The following is an 18,849-nucleotide window of genomic DNA, read 5'->3' as shown; positions in this document are numbered from 1 at the left end:
ATCAGTAGCGACCAAGAGTCATTAACTGGAAGCATTTTTCCTCGGAGAGCTCTCCTTCTTTCTTTGGGAGAGGGCCAAGGAAAGGAGTTATCACATCGACTTCTGTGGACAGATACCATGTGTCATCAGCATCATCCCACCAGGCAACTGTGCGATCGTCCCAAGTGTGTATCTCACGGTAGCAGCCGTATCCGTATATGTGCTCAAACTCCGATTCTTCCATCCAGACTCTGTCATGCCCAAGGATTATGAGAGCCTCAAATAAAACACTCAGTGTAATTTTCATATTCATAATCAACTTCCTTATTATTTAATATCTATTAGTTCTATTTATTTATCATCGCCAGCAGAACATTCCGTTGCCCGCCCGCAGTGATTAGCAGAATAACAGTCACCGCCCGCAATTACCGGATCTCACTCTTTTTGACTTCCGAAAAATTCATAATAGCAAAGTTTTCGGAAGCGATGATGAACAGATTAACAGGATTTACTCGTCAGGTCGGTCTGATGCGGAGAGGGTGAAAGTTATCTAACTACTTAAAGTGTAGCACATTTTTAATTTTCGTTTCACAAATCAGCGCAGAAAATCGCCGTGATCCGGAACTGGGAGTTTTCGGATCTCAGCCAAAAAAGAGAGAAGAAGGTATATGTGGAGCATATCCATATGCCTGGCATCTGCATAGGTAGAGCATACTCATATCCTCACCATCTGCATATCCAGCCCCTATACATATGCATGACATCTGCATATACTGAACATATGCACACACCCGGTGCAAAGCACCCCATTCCGGATATGCACCACATATCCACACCTACCCGGGAGAGAATTATGAGAACCGTATCCATTTTTAAAAATGGCAACAACCGCGCCATCCGTCTGCCCCGCGATCTGGATTTTGAGGGGGTGAGCGAGCTGGAGATCGTCCGGGAAGGGGACAGCATCATCCTGCGCCCCGTCCGGCCGACCTGGGATTCATTCTTTGAGCTCGAAAGAGCCGATCCGGACTTTATGGCGGAGCGCGAGGACGTTGTCACCGACGAAGGACGATTTGATTTATGAACAAGATTTATATGCTGGACACCTGTATCTGCTCGTTCATCATGCGAGAGCAGCCGGAAGCCGTCCGGAAACGCCTGGCACAGGCGGTGCTGCGCGGTCACCGCATTGTGATCTCGGCCATCACCTACCAGGAGATGCGCTTCGGTGCCACCGGCCCGAAGGCCTCACCCCGCCACGTGCAGCTGGTCGATGAATTCTGCGCCCGCCTCGATGCCATCCTGCCCTGGGACCGGGCCGCGGTGGATGCGACCACGGAGATTAGGGTGGCGCTGCGCATGGCCGGCATGCCGATCGGCCCGAACGACACGGCAATAGCCGGGCATGCCATTGCCGCCGGCGCGGTGCTGGTGACGAACAATGTGAGAGAGTTTGAGCGGGTACCTGACCTGAAGCTGGAAGACTGGGTATAAATAACGTGAAAACTAAGGATATGTGATACGCGATTTTGGGGCTGCTCGATATCTGAGTGGATCTGATCATACAACCTCAGGACGCATTAGCGCATGTGAGGAAAAAACACTTACCTTCGATCTGGGATAAATTATGAAATTTGAATACAAATCAAGTGTGTATTTACTTCACAGTTTTAAAGGGATTTAAGAATAACTTGGAAAGTTCATATACCAATGAGCCATGCTGAACTCAATCTGTGTTCTGATGTTTTTGAAACAGAAAGGGGTAATGACTCCAACTTACTGATAGTGTTTTATGTTCAGATAATGCCCGATGACCTTGTCATGCAGCTCCACCGATTTTGAGAACGACAGTGACTTCCGTCCCAGCCTTGCCAGATGTTGTCTCAGATTCAGGTTATGTCGCTCAATGCGCTGAGTGTAACGCTTGCTGATAACGTGCAGCTTTCCCTTCAGGCGGGATTCATACAGCGGCCAGCCATCCGTCATCCATACCACGACCTCAAAGGCCGACAGCAGGCTCAGAAGTCGCTCCAGTGTGGCCAGAGTGCGTTCACCGAAGACGTGCGCCACAATCGTCCTCCGTATCCTGTCATACGCGTAAAACAGCCAGCGCTGACGTGATTTAGCACCGACGTAGCCCCACTGTTCGTCCATTTCAGCGCAGACAATCACATCACTGCCCGGCTGTATGCGCGAGGTTACCGACTGCGGCCTGAGTTTTTTAAGTGACGTAAAATCGTGTTGAGGCCAACGCCCATAATGCGGGCGGTTGCCCGGCATCCAACACCATTCATGGCCATATCAATGATTTTCTGGTGCGTACCGGGTTGAGAAGCGGTGTAAGTGAACTGCAGTTGCCATGTTTTACGGCAGTGAGAGCAGAGATAGCGCTGATGTCCGGCAGTGCTTTTGCCGTTACGCACCACCCCGTCAGTAGCTGAACAGGAGGGACAGCTGATAGAAACAGAAGCCACTGGAGCACCTCAAAAACACCATCATACACTAAATCAGTAAGTTGGCAGCATCACCGGCGATTGTTACTCGTTTTGGACAAGTCAGCCTGAAGGAAAATCAGCGACGAACCGGCACTGATTATTTGCATCCTGAACGTCTGTCCTTACCTCTGACATTGCGACCATCCTTAAAGCCCGCTTTACGCAACATCAGACGTTAGTAAGTCATTCTCAATATTGCTCTAATCAAAGTGAATCCCCAGATCTGATGCAATTTATGCAAATCAAATGCTCCAGAAGACGGCTGGCAGACTATCAACAGGATATCTGTATGGCCACTCTTGCACTCTGCATTCCGATTGACGCCGCATCGTAAGTTGAAGTTTGCTAATCTTTGAGATGTAGTACCCTCTATACAGTGCGGATTTTAATTAATGGAATAAATGATTATGAGTGAAAATGATACAATCCAAAAGAAGTCTAAAAGCCAGATTAACAAAGCGGTATTCTTTACATCTGCTTTGTTAATTTTCCTTCTTGTCGCCTTTGCCGCTGTATTCCCGGATGTCGCCGACAAAAATTTTAAACTACTTCAGCAACAAATCTTCACGAATGCCAGCTGGTTCTACATCCTTGCAGTGGCCCTGATTCTACTGAGTGTCTCGTTCCTGGGACTCTCACGCTACGGTGATATCAAACTGGGTCCGGACCATGCGCAGCCTGATTTTAGCTATCACTCCTGGTTTGCGATGCTTTTCTCGGCAGGGATGGGGATCGGCCTGATGTTCTTTGGCGTTGCTGAACCTGTGATGCATTATCTTTCACCTCCTGTCGGCACTCCAGAGACCATTGCGGCAGCGAAGGAAGCAATGCGCCTGACGTTCTTCCACTGGGGCCTGCACGCATGGGCAATCTATGCCATTGTGGCACTGATCCTGGCCTTTTTCAGTTACCGTCACGGTCTGCCTTTAACGCTGCGTTCCGCACTTTATCCCATTATTGGCGAGCGCATATACGGACCTGTAGGCCATGCGGTTGATATTTTCGCCGTTATTGGCACCGTCTTTGGCGTTGCGACATCGCTGGGGTACGGTGTTTTGCAGGTGAATGCTGGTTTGAATCATCTTTTCGGGGTGCCTATTAATGAAACGGTGCAGGTGATTCTAATCGTTGTCATCACTGGTTTAGCGACGATTTCGGTGGTGTCCGGCCTGGACAAGGGAATACGTATACTGTCTGAGCTCAACCTGGGCCTGGCAGTGCTGCTGCTGGCGCTGGTCCTGTGTCTGGGACCAACCGTGCTTCTGCTGAAGTCATTTGTGGAAAATACGGGCGGTTATCTTTCTGAACTGGTGAGTAAAACTTTTAACCTTTATGCGTATGAACCTAAGTCGAGCAACTGGCTGGGGGGCTGGACATTACTGTACTGGGGATGGTGGCTTTCATGGTCGCCGTTTGTGGGGATGTTCATCGCAAGAGTCTCGCGCGGTCGAACCATTCGCGAGTTTGTCACCGGCGTGCTGTTTGTTCCCGCCGGCTTCACGCTCATGTGGATGACGGTGTTTGGTAACAGCGCAATCTATCTCATTATGCACCAGGGGGCGGCTGATCTCGCCAATACCGTTCAGCAGGATGTCGCGCTGGCCCTGTTTAATTTCCTGGAGCATTTCCCGTTTTCTTCCGTGCTGTCATTTATTGCAATGGCGATGGTCATTGTCTTCTTTGTCACCTCGGCTGACTCCGGGGCAATGGTTGTTGATACGCTGGCATCGGGTGGCGTCGCTAACACGCCTGTATGGCAGCGAATTTTCTGGGCCTCGCTCATAGGGATTGTGGCAATCGCACTGCTGATTGCGGGGGGACTGAGCGCGCTGCAAACCGTGACAATAGCGAGCGCATTACCTTTCTCAGTGATTTTACTGATATCCATATACGGATTATTAAAAGCCCTGCGTCGGGATTTGACCAAGCGTGAAAGCCTGAGCATGGCGACTATTGCTCCGACTGCAGCGCGTAACCCGATTCCATGGCAGAGACGCTTGCGCAATATCGCTTATCTGCCAAAGCGCTCTCTTGTGAAACGCTTTATGGGCGACGTTATCCAGCCCGCCATGACGCTGGTTCAGGAAGAACTGAATAAACAGGGAACGATAAGCCATATAAGTGATACTGATGACGAACGAATTCGGCTTGAAGTCGATTTGGGCAATGAGCTGAACTTTATTTATGAAGTGAGACTTCGTGGCTATAACTCACCGGCTTTCGCCATGGCTGCAATGGACAATGACGAGCAGCAGGTTGAGCAACATCGATATTATCGCGCTGAGGTCTATCTGAAAGAAGGCGGTCAAAACTATGATGTGATGGGCTGGAATCAGGAACAGCTGATTAATGACATACTGGACCAGTACGAAAAACACCTGCACTTCCTGCACCTCGTTCGTTAATACAAAAATGCCGTCCTGCCGGGCGGCATTTATTTTCCCGAACTTAATACAAGGATATGCTGAATGATTTTACGCTGGCAATGGATTCTCAGGCAGACACTTAAAAAGCTATGGTTCAGGGCAACGTTATTTGCAATGGTAGCAATAATAACGGCCCTTTTATCTATTCTTTTTAGATCAATGATCCCAGAGTCAGTATCAGTGAAGGTTGGTGCGGAAGCAGTTGATAATATTCTGAACATACTGGCATCGAGTATGCTGGCGGTGACCACATTTTCACTGAGTATCATGGTCACCGCTTACGGTTCAGCCACTACTAATGTGACGCCCAGAGCCACGCGTTTAGTTGTAGAAGACGTAACCACACAAAATGTACTGGCCACTTTTATCGGTTCTTTTCTCTTCAGCCTGGTAGGGATTATTGCCCTCAATATGGGAGCCTACGGAGAAAGGGGTAGAGTCATTTTATTCATTGTAACACTGGTTGTCATTGCCTTAATAATCATCACATTGCTTCGCTGGATACAGCATTTGACCTCTCTGGGCAGGGTAGGTGAGACAACAGCAAAAGTAGAACAGGCGGCGATCGAGACATTTATTGCGAGAGCAAAAAGTCCATGTCTTGGCGGATATCCATGGCTTGAGAACAATGAACAACCAAAAGGAACTGTTGCCGTATATCCGGAGAAAATTGGCTATGTTGAATATATTGACATGGTCAAGCTCGGCAGTCTGCTGAGCAATGATCCTCGTCATGTATATCTTGTGGCGCAGCCAGGCAGTTTCATACATCCATCGATGCCAGTTTTGTACCTGAGTTCTGGTCAGGAGTCATCAATCTGTACCGATTTACTTGAAACGATCATTGTCTCGGATGTGCGTTCATTTGCTCAGGATCCCCGATTCTGTCTCAGCGTCATGGCCGAAATAGCCTGCAGGGCCCTTTCGCCCGCAGTAAACGATCCCGGTACTGCGATTGATGTCATTGGCAGAGGTGTTCGAATACTCTCCGCTTACGCGCAGAATAAAATAGATGAAACTGAAGTGATATATCCTTCAGTACATGTTGCGCCACTTCAGATCAAAGACCTACTGGAAGACTTTTTCTTACCTGTTGCACGTGATGGTGCGAGTATGAGGGAGATTCAGATAAGAGTCCTTAAAGGACTGTCTATGCTGAGTAAGGGTTGGCCTGGGATGTTTGCTGAAGCCGCACATATACTGGCATCTGAAACATTAGAGCATGCAACTCGTACTGGTCATATAGCCCATGACGAATATCTTATAAAATCAATTTATTATAATTTATTCAGTGGCGAAAATCCTAAGGAAGGTGCGAACAAGTTCCTGATATGAGATCATCATATTCATCCGGAGCGCATCCCAGAGGGACATCATGAGCCATCAACTCACCTTCGCCGATAGTGAATTCAGCACTAAGCGCCGTCAGACCCGAAAAGAGATTTTCCTCTCCCGCATGGAGCAGATTCTGCCATGGCAGAATATGACCGCTGTCATCGAGCCGTTTTATCCCAAGGCGGGCAATGGCCGACGGCCCTATCCGCTGGAGACCATGCTGCGTATTCACTGCATGCAGCATTGGTACAACCTGAGCGACGGTGCCATGGAAGATGCCCTGTACGAAATCGCCTCCATGCGCCTGTTTGCCCGATTATCCCTGGATAGCGCCCTGCCGGATCGCACCACCATCATGAATTTCCGCCACCTGCTCGAGCAGCATCAACTGGCCCGTCAATTGTTCAAGACCATCAATCGCTGGCTGGCCGAAGCAGGCGTCATGATGACCCAAGGCACTTTGGTGGATGCCACCATCATTGAGGCACCCAGCTCTACCAAGAACAAAGAGCAGCAACGCGATCCGGAGATGCATCAGACCAAGAAAGGCAATCAGTGGCACTTTGGCATGAAGGCCCACATTGGTGTCGATGCCAAGAGTGGCCTGACCCACAGCCTGGTCACCACCGCGGCCAACGAGCATGACCTCAATCAGCTGGGTAATCTGCTTCATGGAGAGGAGCAATTTGTCTCAGCCGATGCCGGCTACCAAGGAGCGCCACAGCGCGAGGAGCTGGCCGAGGTGGATGTGGACTGGCTGATCGCCGAGCGTCCCGGCAGGGTAAAAACCTTGAAGCAGCATCCGCGCAAGAACAAAACGGCCATCAACATCGAATACATGAAAGCCAGCATCCGTGCCAGGGTGGAGCACCCGTTTCGCATCATCAAGCGGCAGTTCGGCTTCGTGAAAGCCAGATACAAGGGGCTGCTGAAAAACGATAACCAACTGGCGATGTTATTCACCCTGGCCAACCTGTTTCGGGTGGACCAAATGATACGTCAGTGGGAGAGATCTCAGTAAAAACCGGAAATAACGCCAGAAATGGTGGAAAAAATAGCCTAAATAGGCTGATTCGATGTGTTTGCGGGAAAAAAATCGGCCCAGATCCGCGAAATTTTAATCAGCGAGTCAGCTTGGGAAGAAATGACCTGCTTATTCGCACCTTCCTTAACACATACATAACAGGAATGTAGACAAGGGGTATATATGAACAAAGTTTACAGCATTATTTGGAACGCGGCGCTCGGTATCTGGGTGGTCGTTTCTGAATTAACGAAAGGAAAGAAAAAAAGCAGTTCGCGTAAAACTGTCGCCGTACTGGCAGCTGGCGCATTAAGCGGTGCTTCATTGCTGGCTTCTGCAGCCCAGATTACCGCAACGGGTGAACACGATATTCATGAAGACTTCAAGACAGGTATTTCCGCTGGGGTTTATGAGGTTATCCACGACTACGGCTTCTTATATGAAGATAACACAACTGGTCAGGCACTGAATATCAGTGGTGCAATCCCAACATTTAGCCCGGGTCAAAGCGGCGTTGTTGAATCAACCACTATCCGGGAACTGCTGGAAAGCCGCAAAATCACCCTGCTGGCGACCAGCCCTGACCAGAGCGTAAAAACCATTACCAACTCTGAAGAACTGGCGGAATACCTGACTTACAACCAGTCGTCAACGCCTTCGCAGAGCACAGAATTTGATATCAACGATCCGGCGTTTCCCGGCGAAAAAACGACCATCAAAGTCTTTGATACCAATGAGTTAAATGGTTTTCTTACCGAAGCGCAAGTCGGCGATGCGGTATTAAACACCTTTGATGCTCAGAAATCAGAAATCTATAAGCAATTTGGTATCGCACTGGCGACAAATGGCTCCATTGCCAATCTGAATATTGGCAACGACACCCTCAATGTGCGTGACAAAGCCAATACCATTGAAATGCTGGCAAAAGATTCCTCGCTGCTGGAAGCACAAGGTACTGCAAGCCAGGTGAACTGGCAGTCAGATAACTATATAAAATTTAACGCAGCCCCGGTGATCCCTGAAAAAACGTTCACCGGTTCAGCGCAAACCTCCGTGTTTGGCGATGATGTGACGCTGATGACCTATGGCTATGACGAGGATGGTCAGGTCGTCAAAACCGGGGAGCGCACATTTACCATTACCAACACACAAGAACTGGCCGAATTCAATGACTGGCTGTTGGGCAAAAGCGACGACGCGGCACTCAACCCTGATGGTGAAAAAGTCAGCCAAATCCAGCTGTGGATAGATGCGGAGGAAGTCACAACCGTCACCGCAGCACAAACAAAGTACGCCGGGCTGATTGAAAATCTGCTCACCTCCGGTAAGCCAGCTGACATACTCAGCTGGGATTACGACGTCTGGACCGACGGTTTGTCACATACCAACAACGCGACCGCTGGCCGTGGTGAGTTACATGCCATCTACGCCAACGGCGCAGGCACCTCAGGCACCTTGAACAAAGACGCGATTATTGCCGTTGACGGCAGTATTAATGGCGTGATGAAAGCCATTAATGGTGGGGTTATCACTAACCTTGGTGAGCTGAACGCATTACGCACGTCTACCGGGCAAAGCCTGGCGATTGGCATGCTGGCAAAAGACGCGACGGCAACCAACAACGGGATCATCAACTCCGGGCTGTTTATTGATAAAGACGGCAACCAAAACGTCAACAGCTATGGCGCATTTGGTATGCAGGGGCAAGGCGCCAGTCAAATCACCAACGAAGGCACCATCAACCAGGCGATCACCACCGATAACTTCGGTACCGCTTCTGCCGCCGATCCCTGGAGTAAGGACAAACCCGCTGGCGAGCTGACGCTGGCCATTGGTATGCAACTGTCTGACAATGCTCAAGGGGTCAACAACGGCGATATCAACGTCGTGGACGGGCGCAAAAACGGTGCATCCTACGGCAGCGGCATCGCCTATGGCGTAGAAGTCGCCGACAACGCCACCTTTACCAACAGAGCAGGTGCCTCTATTTATCTTGGCCGTAACGCAAGTGATCCGTCTAAAGATGTCACCATGTCAGGCGGTTCAAGTCTGAGCGCCGGGATCATGACCAAGAGCGCCAAAGAGGTGATTAACAACGGCCTTATCACGCTGGGAACCGGCGTACGTAACGCCGCGGGTATGCTGATTGGTAACGCGACCGGCAACGTCATCAATACCGGTAATATCGTGATCAATGGCGATTCCAGCGCGGGGAGTAGCAGGAACTACGGTATCACCGTGCGTGACAGCGGCGCGGAAAATAATCAGGAAATTCGCAACGACGGCAAGATTAACGTCAACGGCACCAACAACGTCGGCATCCACGTCAGCGCAACTAACAAAAATGCCGAAGCCACGACCAGCGCTTCAGGCTCTATCGTAGTTGATGGTGAAGGTAGTGTCGGTAACCGTAACTATGCCGTCTGGGCTGAAGGTGGCAAAGATGGAAAGGCAGTGATCAACGTCTATTCCAACATCACGCTAAACAAAGCCGGGAACATCGGCGTACACGTGCGTGATAACGCCGTCGCTAACGTCGACAGCCTGAGTAGCCCGGCATTCAACAGCACCGATCAGATTGGCTATTACCTGTATGGTAAAGGCGCAACTGCGAATATTGGTCAGGCGGTAATGAATGACAACGGGCAGGATCGCACCACCATTTTCCGTATTGCCAACGGCGCAATGCTGGCCGGTAACACCACCACTCCTGACGGTCAGCCCAGCTCAAACCTTGACCTGACCTTAAGCGGCGAACAGTCCGTTGGCGTATTAGCGACGGGCACAGGCAGTAGTGTGGATACCGGCGAAGCCACGTTCACCGTGCAGGGCACCGACTCCGCCGCGCTGCTGATTGAAGGCGGTGCCACAGGTAACATCAGCGATAAAACCACCATCAATTTAACCGGTGAAAGAACCATTGCCGGGGTAGTGGACGGTCAGGCTCACCAGTTGAATGGCAACGCAGAGGGTAGCGCCACTCCGACCATCCTCACTTCAAACGCAAAAATCACTTCAGAAGCCAGCGGCAACAAGGTTATTGCCTATGTGGCAAGGAACCAGGGCAGCCTGATCCTCGATACCCAGGCAATTATCGATCTTGCCAGCACCGACAGCATTGGTGTTAACGTGCAACAAGGCGGGAGTTTAACCAATAACGCGACCGCTGCCTTACATGTGAGTAACGGCATTGGCGTACAAGCTTCTGGTTCGAACGCACAGATTAAAAAATTGGGTCAGATTCAAGTTGATGATGGAACCGCAGGGGTTCTGCTGACCAACGGTGCCAGCCTGAATATTACTGGTAATACTGGCGATGCCATCACCACCAATGGCACTGCTGACGGTATTCGCCTGGACACCGGAGCCGGTAAGCTGGCTGCCAAAGGGGTGATTATTAGCGCCGAAGGTACTGGCGCGGGCATTCAAAACGATGCCAACAATACCGATATCACACTCAATGATGTCACCATCAATGCCAAAGACGGTCCGGGGATCCGTACCAGCGTCGCGTTAAACATGAAAGATGGCCTGAATAACATTCTGAACGTTAACGGTAAAGGTACCGGCTTCGCCTTTGAGCAGCGCAATGGTGACGCAGTGACAGGCAATCTGACCATCGGTAAAGGCTATACCGTTGAGGTGCATAACAGCGAAGGCAGCGGTATCCGCGCCAATACGGACGGTAAGGTCACCACCAATGCCAATATCAACGTCTACGACAGCGCAGGTGGTTCTGCAATCATCGCTAAAAATGTTAGCGCAATAGCCAATAGCGGAAAAATTACCTCTGCCAGCACCACCGCACCCGTTATTGATGCCAGCGGTGACAGCAATAAAAAAATCACCAATACCGGTACCCTTCAGGCTATCAACGATACGGCAGTGGCGATTCAATCTGGCAAGGGCAATGACACCATTGATATCAGCCAGGGTATCACCAGTGGCGTGATCAACACTGGAGAAGGCAAGGACACCTTTAACTGGCAAAGCGGAACCTTTGCGGGCGAGGTGAATTTCGCCGGAACCGGCGGCAACAATAAAGCCAACATCGGCAATGTGACGCTGGATAAAACGCGCCATATCACTACCGAAGCCGGCAGTGGCAACGCCCTCACCTTCACCAATACACACGGTAACAGTGCGAAAATTGGCAGTCTGAGCAGCGATAACCTGACCACCGGTACCAACATCGGCACGGGTTGGGACTCACTGACCATTAGCGGTTCAAGTGCAGATATGCGCATCGTCGATCGTCTGCAACTGGCAAGTAAAACCATTGCGGTTACCAATGGCGCAACGCTGCGTACCGGCGATCACGGCGAGTCCACCAGCACTGCCGCGACCATCGCTGACTACAATGTGACGACTCAGGGTACAGGCAGCCGGGTCATCTTTGACACGCAGGGCGACACGACGGCTGCGCAGATCTATAACGGCGTCATCAGCGGTGATGGGAAGTTTGAACGCGCGGCAGGCGGCACCACTGTCTTTACCGCCAACAACACCTATACCGGCTCCACCACTATTGATCAAACCGGTACGCTGCAGTTGGGTGACGGCGGAAATACAGGCGGAGTCAACGCCGTGTCTGACATCATCGACAATGGCGTGCTGGCGATTAATCGGGCCAATGATGTGCTGCTTGGCGGCGTAATCTCCGGGATCGGTGCGTTACAGCAGATTGGTAACGGTATTACTCGCCTGACGGGCAATAACACCTATACCGGCGACACGACCGTCACCAGCGGTACGCTACTGGTGAAAGGGAATCAGAGTGCCGCGACGGGTGTGACCAAAGTAAGCGGTACGGCGACGCTGGGGGGTAACGGGGTGATCGGCGGCGACGTGCTGATGAACGATGCCTCTACCCTCAGCGCCGGTGACGGCGGTGCGGGTACGTTATCCATTAACGGTAATCTGCAGCTTGGCAGCAAAACGACCTCCGCTTTCGAACTGGGTCAAGCCTATACGCCAGGCGGCGCGCTAAACGATCTGATTAACGTCGCAGGCGATCTGCAACTGGACGGGACTCTGGACGTCACCACTTCACAGGGTGGTAACTTCGGACCGGGCGTGTACCGTATCTATAACTACGGTGGCACGCTGGATAACCAGACGCTGGAATTAGGCGCGATACCGAATAGCCAGGATAAGAGCAATATTTTTGTTCAAACCTCCATCGACAAACAGGTCAACCTGGTGAATGCCAACGGCGTTACCCTGCAGTTCTGGGACGGCGCAACCGTTAATCAGAGCCACGGCGCGTCGGGCATTGAAGGCGACAGCAAAATTGACGGTGGCGATGGCAAATGGATGGCAATCGGCAGTCAGGGTGATAACAACTGGACCACCGCAACCGGTGAGGGTAACGCCCCTTGGGCACAGAAGTCCTTCGCCGTCTTCACCACCAAAGGCGGTACCGTTACCGTGGATAACGCCGCGGGAGAAGTTAACTTCTCCGGAGCACAGTTTGATGCCGATGGCTATGTCGTTAAAGGCGATGCGCTTAACGCGTATGCCACCACGGAAAACGCGACCCACGCAGGCCAGACGCCGGGGACTGGCGAACTGCTGGTGCGCGTTGGCGCTGGTGGCGCGGGGCAAAACTATACCGCGACCATTGAGTCCGTTATCCGCGAGGCCAGTACTGCTGACAAGCTGACGCTGGTGAAAACCGACCTTGGCCGTCTGATCCTCAGCGGTGACAACGAATATCGCGGCGGCACGCGCATTGATGGCGGCACGTTGCAGATCTCCTCCGACAGCAATCTCGGCCAGAGCGGAACTGACCTGGCCATCAATAACGGTTCAACGCTGCAACTGGGCGCGGACCTGACCAGCAATCGCACCATTGAGCTGGGAGCGAATGAGAATGCTGCGGTGTTTGACCTTAATTCGCACCACTTCACGCCAACCGGTGAGATTACCGGCGAGGGTAAACTGAAAGTTACCAGCAGCTCTAGTGATGCGGGCAGCACCTTGTCGCTCGACCGCGCAAACAGCTACAAAGGCGACACCGAAATTGCCGGTACCGGAAACGCCAACAATGTGACGGTCAACGTCAGCAAAACCGGAGCCTTTGGCAGTAATGAAAGCAGCACCGTGAACGTCAATAAGGGTGCGACGCTCAATGTCAGCGGGACAGATACCAGCCTGAAATCCCTGACTATGAACATCGCCGACAGCCTGTTAACGCTGGCGGATAACGTCACCGCCGCAAGCGCAATGCTGAACCTGACGGGCACGGCGAAAGCGGTGTTAACCAACAACGCCAGCGCGGGCAACGCGACGGTTAACGTGTCAAAAGACAGTACCCTGGCGCTGGAAGAAAATGCCAGCGGCGGCAACGCCATTGTGAACAACAGCGGATTGATGACCTTCGCTGACCAGGCAATGGCAGAAAATACCGTCGTTAAAAACCTGGCGGGTGGTAAGGTCGATATCAGCGCAGTCGACAGCGCAACGTCTATTGGCTCGTTGTCTGGCGCGGGTAATGTCGAGCTGGGCAATAAAGAATTGTCTCTGGGGAATCTGAATCTTCCGGACCCTGACACCATCAGCGGCATTATCAGCGGCAGCGACGGCAGTCTGGTGAAAATCGGTAACGGTACACTGATTCTGACCGGCGACAATACCTATACCGGCACCACGGACGTCAACGAAGGCGTACTGCTGGTCAACGGCAATCAGTCTGCTTCTACCGGTCAGGTCACAGTGAAATCGGGTGCTACGCTCGGCGGTAACGGCATTATCGGCGGCGCGGTTGATGTGCAGGACGACGGTCATATTACCGCCGGTGCCGCCATCAACAGCGTGGGTAAACTGACTACCGGTTCGCTGACGCTCAGTGATAACGCACAGCTTGATTATCAGTTTGGTCAGGCTTATACTCCGGGCGGTGCCTTCAACGACTTGATTGACGTAAACGGCGATCTGACTCTCGACGGTAAGCTCAATATTGAAACCTCACCGGGCGGAAAATTTGATGTGGGCGTCTATCGCGTCATCAATTACACCGGCACATTGACCAACAATGTGATGGATATTGCTAACGCGCCGGAAGCGGCAGACAGCCTGTACGTGCAGACATCGGTGAAAAATCAGGTCAACCTGGTCAATCACGCCGGACTGACGCTGCGCTTCTGGGACGGCACCGGTGGTGAGAATGGCGAGCTGAAAAACAACGGCGTCATCGACGGCGGCGACGGTATCTGGCAATCCAGCAAGGGTAACGACAACTGGACTACTGATGAATCAACGCCGGAAGGCGCGCTGAACGCACCGTTTACCGATGCCGCGTTTGCTGTGTTCCAGGGCGAATCAGGCAACGTGACCGTCGATAACAGCAAAGGCGATGTCATTATCAGTGGCGCGCAGTTCGCCACCGATGGTTATCGTGTGGGCGGCGAAGCCATTACCACCGATACGGCCAACACCCTGATTCGCGTTGGCGATGGCACAGTAGACGGCGCCAATTATACCGCGACTATCGACAGCGTTATCCGCGGTACCGGCGGCCTGAATAAAGGCGATCTCGGTACCCTGATCCTCACGGGCGACAACACCTACAGCGGTGGAACGACTATCACTTCCGGGACGCTGCAGGTAGCGGGCGATACCAACCTGGGTGCGGCAGATACGGGAATTATCTTTAATGGCGGCACGCTGAAGTATGGCGAAGCGTTTGATACTGCCCGTCAGGTGACGCTGGAATCCGGCGGCGGGACATTCGACACCAACGGGCATGACGTTTCCCTGCTGACGGAAGTCGAAGGTAACGGTCAGTTGACCAAAACAGGTAAAGGCTCCCTCACCCTGACGCAGGATAACACCTACACAGGTGGCACCACCATCGAACAAGGTGTTTTACAGCTGGGTAACGGCGGCGATATCGGCAGCATTCAGGGGGATGTCGTTGATAACGGCGTACTCAACGTCAATCGTGGCGATACCCTGGTGCTGACCGGTAATATCAGTGGTAAAGGCCAGTTGCATCAGACCGGTAGCGGCATTACCGAGCTGCAAGGTGAAAACAGCTACAGCGGCGCGACGTTGATCGCCAACGGCGTGCTGCAGGCGGGTAATGCCAACACCCTGAGTGCCGCATCACACCACTATGTGGTTGCAGACACCACCCTGAACACTCAGGGTTACAACCAGACGGTAGCGGGCCTGAGCAACGGTGGTTATGTTTCACTCATCGGTCAGCAGACAGGCACAACCTTAACCGTCAAAGGGGATTACACCGGCGAAAAAGGGACTATCAACATGGCGGCTATCCAGAATGGTAGCGGTGCAGGCATTGCCGACCGTCTGATTATCGATGGCGGTAAAGCCAGCGGTAGCACGCTGCTGAATGTCGATGGTTCTGGTCTCGGCGCGCCGACCATTGGGGATGGTATCGAAGTGGTGACCGCGCTCAATGGCGCAACCACCACCGCGCAAACGTCGCGGGATGCCTTCCATCTTGCCGCCGATCGTATGGCTGCAGGTGCGTTTGAGTACCAACTACATGCGGGTAATGCTCAGGGCCAGGGTGAAAACTGGTATCTGAGAAGTGAATACCGTCCAGAAACCATGCTGTATTCTGGCCTCGCCAGCGTAGTACGTCAGGGTGATATTAGCCTGTTAGGTAACATGCACCAACGTATGGGGGACGAGGTTAAACCGGGCATTGATGAAGACAATCGCGCCTGGGCAAGAATGATTGGCTACTCCGGTAAAACCAAACTGGATGATGCTGCCGGTACGCAAACCAGCTCCCATACCATGGGTATCCAGGTCGGCGTTGATATGTATGCTAACGAAAGCTGGAAAGCCGGGATGTATACCAGCATCCTTGATATCGACAGCAACGTGAAAGGCACGAAGACAGGCAGCGATGGCAAAGGCGGTAACATCGACGACAACGCATTTTACGTCGGTGGCTATGCGACCTGGTTCTCGGGTGACGGTATGTATGTTGATAACGTCCTGCAGTACGGTAACCATAAATCCCGCCTGGCGGCGACCGGTAACAATGGCTCGTATACCGTCAGAGGCAACACGCTGACGGCGTCGACAGAGGTGGGTAAATCGTTCCGTTTAGGCGCCAGCGCATGGAGTCTGGAGCCTCAGGCTCAGTTGATCTACCAGTACAGCGACTTTGATAACAGCACGCTGGATGGTGTGACCCCAACGAAAGTGAAAATGGATACCGCAGACTCCTTTACCGCGCGTCTGGGCGTGCGTCTGGTCGCTGACTATGACACCAACCATGGCAAATTCCAGCCGTACGGCAGGGTTAACGTCTGGCAGGGTCTGGGTTCAAAAGACAAAACGCACTTTAGCAATGCGGTAGCCACCACTACGCTGGAATCTTCACAGCAGTACTCCAGCACTGAAGTTGCAGCCGGCCTGTCATGGTCTATCGACAGAAACCTGCAGGTCTACGGTGAGCTGGGTACGCAATTCAGCAACGGCGGCAGTAAGTCGCAGATCGAAGCGCCGGTCAATGCCTCTATCGGCTTTAAGAAATCGTTCTAAGCTGACATAAACTCGCCAGCCTCCTGCTTAGCAGGGGGCTTTTTTTTGCTTATAGTATTACAGGGGTGGCTGATGCGCGACGCGTATCAGGCCTACAGACTTACCAGCAACGTGGAACAATCAAGGGATTGGGAAACGTAAATACGGAAGGATTAACGATTATATTGCGCTAAGAGTGAAGGGATCTCTTGTGCCTGCACCGGGGGAGAAATGAAAAAGCCTTGAATTTTGTCACAACCAATCTGCATCAACCGGTCCAGTTGGGACTGGGTTTCCACCCCTTCGGCAAGAACTTCGATACCAAAATTATGCGCCAGTGAAATAATACCCTCAACAATCTTTGTCGATCGGGTGTCGGGCTCAATAGCGGTGACAAATTCCTTATCAATTTTTAAGGTATCAAAAGGATATTTCAACAGGTAATTAAGATTAGCATGACCGGTTCCAAAATCATCAAGCGCAAGCTTGACCCCTATCGCCTTTAATTCCGTCATATTTTTAGCCGCAATCTGACTGTCGTACAGCGGTGACGTTTCGGTGACCTCTATTTGGCATCGATGGACCGGCAATCCGGAGGTGGCAAGATTTTGTCTGACGCGTTGGGGTAAGGAAGGTGCGAACAAGTTCCTGATATGAGATCATCATATTCATCCGGAGCGCATCCCAGAGGGACATCATGAGCCATCAACTCACCTTCGCCGATAGTGAATTCAGCACTAAGCGCCGTCAGACCCGAAAAGAGATTTTCCTCTCCCGCATGGAGCAGATTCTGCCATGGCAGAATATGACCGCTGTCATCGAGCCGTTTTATCCCAAGGCGGGCAATGGCCGACGGCCCTATCCGCTGGAGACCATGCTGCGTATTCACTGCATGCAGCATTGGTACAACCTGAGCGACGGTGCCATGGAAGATGCCCTGTACGAAATCGCCTCCATGCGCCTGTTTGCCCGATTATCCCTGGATAGCGCCCTGCCGGATCGCACCACCATCATGAATTTCCGCCACCTGCTCGAGCAGCATCAACTGGCCCGTCAATTGTTCAAGACCATCAATCGCTGGCTGGCCGAAGCAGGCGTCATGATGACCCAAGGCACTTTGGTGGATGCCACCATCATTGAGGCACCCAGCTCTACCAAGAACAATGAGCAGCAACGCGATCCGGAGATGCATCAGACCAAGAAAGGCAATCAGTGGCACTTTGGCATGAAGGCCCACATTGGTGTCGATGCCAAGAGTGGCCTGACCCACAGCCTGGTCACCACCGCGGCCAACGAGCATGACCTCAATCAGCTGGGTAATCTGCTTCATGGAGAGGAGCAATTTGTCTCAGCCGATGCCGGCTACCAAGGAGCGCCACAGCGCGAGGAGCTGGCCGAGGTGGATGTGGACTGGCTGATCGCCGAGCGTCCCGGCAGGGTAAAAACCTTGAAGCAGCATCCGCGCAAGAACAAAACGGCCATCAACATCGAATACATGAAAGCCAGCATCCGTGCCAGGGTGGAGCACCCGTTTCGCATCATCAAGCGGCAGTTCGGCTTCGTGAAAGCCAGATACAAGGGGCTGCTGAAAAACGATAACCAACTGGCGATGTTATTCACCCTGGCCAACCTGTTTCGGGTGGACCAAATGATACGTCAGTGGGAGAGATCTCAGTAAAAACCGGAAATAACGCCAGAAATGGTGGAAAAAATAGCCTAAATAGGCTGATTCGATGTGTTTGCGGGAAAAAAATCGGCCCAGATCCGCGAAATTTTAATCAGCGAGTCAGCTTGGGAAGAAATGACCTGCTTATTCGCACCTTCCCTTTCAGGGTGAATGAGCCCTGGATAAATTTACTTTGGCCAACAATACCGCAGCCAGGTAATACAGGTTTTATATCAACCCCATGTTGTTTTTGCCCCGGCCTGCCATAGGTTTGATAATTTGTATCAACTCTATGGCCCCACCAGGCAATCTCTTTCATCCAGTATATACAAAGTGTTTCCCAGTCTTCCCAGGTTTTGACGCGAAGATTGAACATTCTGAACCCCGTGGTGGGCTTTGTTGAATAAATCGAACTTT

11 protein-coding genes and 1 pseudogene are annotated in these 18,849 nt (G+C 51.9%); 8 read left to right on the top strand and 4 right to left on the bottom strand.

The annotated features are described in order from the left end of the window. Window position 1: 1 nt before the first annotated feature. Window positions 2-292, bottom strand: coding sequence for a hypothetical protein (locus AC0XWG_RS24670; RefSeq protein WP_013087126.1), 291 nt, complete (start codon window positions 290-292; stop codon window positions 2-4). 540 nt (window positions 293-832) lie between these two features. Here AC0XWG_RS24670 and vapB point away from each other — a divergent pair. Both vapB and AC0XWG_RS24660 read left to right on the top strand, forming a co-directional pair. After that, window positions 833-1,063, top strand: coding sequence for a type II toxin-antitoxin system VapB family antitoxin (vapB, locus tag AC0XWG_RS24665; protein ID WP_057688290.1), 231 nt, complete (start codon window positions 833-835; stop codon window positions 1,061-1,063). Next, window positions 1,060-1,473 carry a type II toxin-antitoxin system VapC family toxin gene (locus AC0XWG_RS24660; RefSeq protein WP_057688291.1) on the top strand — a complete coding sequence of 138 codons (414 nt, stop codon included), beginning with the start codon at window positions 1,060-1,062 and terminating at the stop codon, window positions 1,471-1,473. The genes vapB and AC0XWG_RS24660 overlap by 4 nt, the downstream gene beginning before the upstream one ends. A 282-nt stretch (window positions 1,474-1,755) precedes the next feature. On the opposite strand, the gene AC0XWG_RS24655 is transcribed toward AC0XWG_RS24660, so the two are convergent. Further along, window positions 1,756-2,453 (bottom strand): IS1 family transposase gene (locus AC0XWG_RS24655; protein WP_226683650.1). Its coding sequence is split into 2 segments (ribosomal slippage): window positions 1,756-2,204 and window positions 2,204-2,453, totalling 699 coding nucleotides; the frame shifts between segments, so codons are not numbered across the junction. 428 nt (window positions 2,454-2,881) lie between these two features. On the opposite strand from AC0XWG_RS24655, the gene AC0XWG_RS24650 reads away from it, so the two are divergent. From AC0XWG_RS24650 to AC0XWG_RS24630, 5 genes are all read left to right on the top strand, one after another. Next, complete coding sequence (locus AC0XWG_RS24650) at window positions 2,882-4,879, top strand: BCCT family transporter (protein ID WP_023304012.1); 1,998 nt, start codon at window positions 2,882-2,884, stop codon at window positions 4,877-4,879. Between the two features lie 63 nt (window positions 4,880-4,942). Beyond that, entirely contained in the window at window positions 4,943-6,235 is a 1,293-nt protein-coding gene (locus AC0XWG_RS24645; RefSeq protein WP_023304011.1) for a DUF2254 domain-containing protein, read from the top strand. Window positions 6,236-6,275: 40 nt separating this feature from the next. Beyond that, complete coding sequence (locus AC0XWG_RS24640; RefSeq protein WP_000019450.1) at window positions 6,276-7,256, top strand: IS5-like element ISKpn26 family transposase; 981 nt, start codon at window positions 6,276-6,278, stop codon at window positions 7,254-7,256. Beyond that, complete coding sequence (locus AC0XWG_RS24635; RefSeq protein WP_311764714.1) at window positions 7,238-7,429, top strand: hypothetical protein; 192 nt, start codon at window positions 7,238-7,240, stop codon at window positions 7,427-7,429. The genes AC0XWG_RS24640 and AC0XWG_RS24635 overlap by 19 nt, the downstream gene beginning before the upstream one ends. Before the next feature lie 13 nt (window positions 7,430-7,442). Further along, a complete protein-coding gene (locus AC0XWG_RS24630) occupies window positions 7,443-16,787 on the top strand; it encodes an autotransporter outer membrane beta-barrel domain-containing protein (protein WP_333190672.1) in 9,345 nt (3,114 codons plus the stop codon). Between the two features lie 152 nt (window positions 16,788-16,939). Here AC0XWG_RS24630 and AC0XWG_RS24625 read toward each other — a convergent pair. Continuing rightward, window positions 16,940-17,401 (bottom strand): annotated as a pseudogene (locus tag AC0XWG_RS24625) (EAL domain-containing protein); the annotation flags it as partial. Between the two features lie 62 nt (window positions 17,402-17,463). On the opposite strand from AC0XWG_RS24625, the gene AC0XWG_RS24620 reads away from it, so the two are divergent. After that, on the top strand, window positions 17,464-18,444 hold the full coding sequence (locus AC0XWG_RS24620; protein ID WP_016947617.1) for an IS5-like element ISKpn26 family transposase: 981 nt from the start codon (window positions 17,464-17,466) through the stop codon (window positions 18,442-18,444). 100 nt (window positions 18,445-18,544) lie between these two features. Here the strand turns inward: AC0XWG_RS24620 and AC0XWG_RS24615 are convergent, their stop codons facing one another. Further along, a complete protein-coding gene (locus tag AC0XWG_RS24615; RefSeq protein WP_475681141.1) occupies window positions 18,545-18,808 on the bottom strand; it encodes a hypothetical protein in 264 nt (87 codons plus the stop codon). Window positions 18,809-18,849 lie beyond the last annotated feature (41 nt).

This window comes from Enterobacter sp. DVT3837 (assembly GCF_056238685.1).
Note: the sequence above shows the minus strand (reverse complement) of the source record. Positions and strands in the feature narration are given on the sequence as shown.

Excerpts from the sequence above, each read along its gene's own strand:
- AC0XWG_RS24615 (WP_475681141.1), bottom strand. The coding sequence starts at position 18,808 with ATGTTCAATCTTCGCGTCAAAACCTGGGAAGACTGGGAAACACTTTGT.
- AC0XWG_RS24660 (WP_057688291.1), top strand. The coding sequence starts at position 1,060 with ATGAACAAGATTTATATGCTGGACACCTGTATCTGCTCGTTCATCATG.
- AC0XWG_RS24630 (WP_333190672.1), top strand. The coding sequence starts at position 7,443 with ATGAACAAAGTTTACAGCATTATTTGGAACGCGGCGCTCGGTATCTGG.
- AC0XWG_RS24650 (WP_023304012.1), top strand. The coding sequence starts at position 2,882 with ATGAGTGAAAATGATACAATCCAAAAGAAGTCTAAAAGCCAGATTAAC.
- AC0XWG_RS24670 (WP_013087126.1), bottom strand. The coding sequence starts at position 292 with ATGAATATGAAAATTACACTGAGTGTTTTATTTGAGGCTCTCATAATC.
- AC0XWG_RS24640 (WP_000019450.1), top strand. The coding sequence starts at position 6,276 with ATGAGCCATCAACTCACCTTCGCCGATAGTGAATTCAGCACTAAGCGC.
- AC0XWG_RS24620 (WP_016947617.1), top strand. The coding sequence starts at position 17,464 with ATGAGCCATCAACTCACCTTCGCCGATAGTGAATTCAGCACTAAGCGC.
- AC0XWG_RS24645 (WP_023304011.1), top strand. The coding sequence starts at position 4,943 with ATGATTTTACGCTGGCAATGGATTCTCAGGCAGACACTTAAAAAGCTA.
- vapB (WP_057688290.1), top strand. The coding sequence starts at position 833 with ATGAGAACCGTATCCATTTTTAAAAATGGCAACAACCGCGCCATCCGT.